The organism is Xanthomonas sp. LMG 12460, assembly GCF_009192895.1.
In the GTDB taxonomy this organism is placed as follows: domain Bacteria; phylum Pseudomonadota; class Gammaproteobacteria; order Xanthomonadales; family Xanthomonadaceae; genus Xanthomonas_A; species Xanthomonas_A sontii.
Genome location: NZ_NKUH01000077.1, coordinates 2,501 through 5,326, shown reverse-complemented (window position 1 = coordinate 5,326; position 2,826 = coordinate 2,501). Strand labels below are relative to the sequence as shown.

At 54.1% G+C, this 2,826-nt stretch carries 1 rRNA gene (running past one end of the window); it reads right to left on the bottom strand.

The features are described 5' to 3' along the window. Positions 1 to 189: 189 nt before the first annotated feature. A 23S ribosomal RNA gene (locus CEK66_RS15300) occupies positions 190 to 2,826 on the bottom strand; it runs 243 nt beyond the window's last position.

The window sequence follows — 2,826 nt, the reverse complement described above, 5'->3', positions numbered from 1 at the left end:
GATCGGGTGGTTCCACAGCGCTAATTTCACCAGGGAGACGGTTGGAGTGTCGCCGCGTGCGAGTTCTCGGTTGTTGGACCGAGGACGGCAGGGCGCCAGCCTCTCATGGGGTGTGATGTAGCGAGCGAGTGAGAGCGATCGACGTGTGTCGCGCTAAGGGATGCTTATGAGGAAGCATCTTGAGGTTATATGGTCAAGCCGCACGGATCATTAGTATCAGTTAGCTCAATGCATTGCTGCACTTACACACCTGACCTATCAACCACGTAGTCTACATGGTTCCTTTAGGGGACTTGTGTCCCGGGAGATCTCATCTTGAGGCGCGCTTCCCGCTTAGATGCTTTCAGCGGTTATCGCTTCCGAACATAGCTACCCGGCAATGCCACTGGCGTGACAACCGGAACACCAGAGGTTCGTCCACTCCGGTCCTCTCGTACTAGGAGCAGCCCCTCTCAAATCTCCAACGCCCATGGCAGATAGGGACCGAACTGTCTCACGACGTTCTGAACCCAGCTCGCGTACCACTTTAAATGGCGAACAGCCATACCCTTGGGACCGACTACAGCCCCAGGATGTGATGAGCCGACATCGAGGTGCCAAACACCGCCGTCGATATGAACTCTTGGGCGGTATCAGCCTGTTATCCCCGGAGTACCTTTTATCCGTTGAGCGATGGCCCTTCCATACAGAACCACCGGATCACTAAGACCTACTTTCGTACCTGCTTGATCCGTCGATCTTGCAGTCAAGCACGCTTATGCCTTTGCACACAGTGCGCGATGTCCGACCGCGCTGAGCGTACCTTCGTGCTCCTCCGTTACTCTTTAGGAGGAGACCGCCCCAGTCAAACTACCCACCATACACGGTCCCCGATCCGGATTACGGACCTAGGTTAGAACGTCAAGCACGACAGGGTGGTATTTCAAGGATGGCTCCACTGCAGCTAGCGCCACAGTTTCATAGCCTCCCACCTATCCTACACAGACGAACTCAACGTTCAGTGTAAAGCTATAGTAAAGGTTCACGGGGTCTTTCCGTCTTGCCACGGGAACGCTGCATCTTCACAGCGATTTCAATTTCACTGAGTCTCGGGTGGAGACAGCGCCGCTGTCGTTACGCCATTCGTGCAGGTCGGAACTTACCCGACAAGGAATTTCGCTACCTTAGGACCGTTATAGTTACGGCCGCCGTTTACTGGGGCTTCGATCAAGAGCTTCGCCTTGCGGCTGACCCCATCAATTAACCTTCCAGCACCGGGCAGGCGTCACACCCTATACGTCCACTTTCGTGTTTGCAGAGTGCTGTGTTTTTGATAAACAGTCGCAGCGGCCTGGTTTCTGCGACCCTCTTCAGCTATAGCTCGCACGAGCCACCAAAAAGGGTGCACCTTCTCCCGAAGTTACGGTGCCATGTTGCCTAGTTCCTTCACCCGAGTTCTCTCAAGCGCCTGAGAATTCTCATCCTACCCACCTGTGTCGGTTTACGGTACGGTCTGCGTAAGCTGAAGCTTAGGAGCTTTTCCTGGAAGCGTGGTATCAGTGACTTCGTCTAAAAGACTCGTCTCGGTGCTCGGTCTTAAAGGATCCCGGATTTGCCAAAGATCCAAACCTACCGCCTTTCCCCGGGACAACCAACGCCCGGTACACCTAACCTTCTCCGTCCCTCCATCGCACTTACGCGAGGTGCAGGAATATTAACCTGCTTCCCATCGACTACGGCTTTCGCCCTCGCCTTAGGGGCCGACTCACCCTGCGCCGATTAACGTTGCGCAAGGAAACCTTGGGCTTTCGGCGTGCGGGTTTTTCACCCGCATTGTCGTTACTCATGTCAGCATTCGCACTTCCGATACCTCCAGCAGACTTCTCAATCTACCTTCGCAGGCTTACGGAACGCTCCTCTACCGCGCATCGCTTATCGCGATGCACCCCAAGCTTCGGTTCACTGCTTAGCCCCGTTAAATCTTCCGCGCAGACCGACTCGACCAGTGAGCTATTACGCTTTCTTTAAAGGGTGGCTGCTTCTAAGCCAACCTCCTGGCTGTCTATGCCTTTCCACATCGTTTTCCACTTAGCAGTGAATTTGGGACCTTAGCTGTGGGTCTGGGTTGTTTCCCTTTTCACGACGGACGTTAGCACCCGCCGTGTGTCTCCCATACAGTCCGTCTCGGTATTCGGAGTTTGCAATGGTTTGGTAAGTCGCGATGACCCCCTAGCCATAACAGTGCTCTACCCCCGAGAGGATACATATGAGGCGCTACCTAAATAGCTTTCGAGGAGAACCAGCTATCTCCGGGTTCGATTAGCTTTTCACTCCTAATCACACCTCATCCCCTACCTTTGCAACGGGAGTGGGTTCGGGCCTCCAGTCAGTGTTACCTGACCTTCACCCTGGGCATGACTAGATCACCCGGTTTCGGGTCTACTGCCCGCGACTATGCGCCCTTATCAGACTCGGTTTCCCTTCGCCTCCCCTATACGGTTAAGCTTGCCACGAACAGTAAGTCGCTGACCCATTATACAAAAGGTACGCAGTCACTCTTGCGAGCTCCTACTGCTTGTACGCACACGGTTTCAGGATCTATTTCACTCCCCTCTCCGGGGTTCTTTTCGCCTTTCCCTCACGGTACTGGTTCACTATCGGTCGGTCAGGAGTATTTAGCCTTGGAGGATGGTCCCCCCATGTTCAGACAGGGTTTCACGTGCCCCGCCCTACTCGTCTTCACTGGTATGGCCCTTTCAAATACAGGGCTATCACCTTCTATGGCCAACCTTTCCAGGTTGTTTTTCTAAAACCATACCAGCTTAAGGGCTAGTCCCCGTTCGCTCG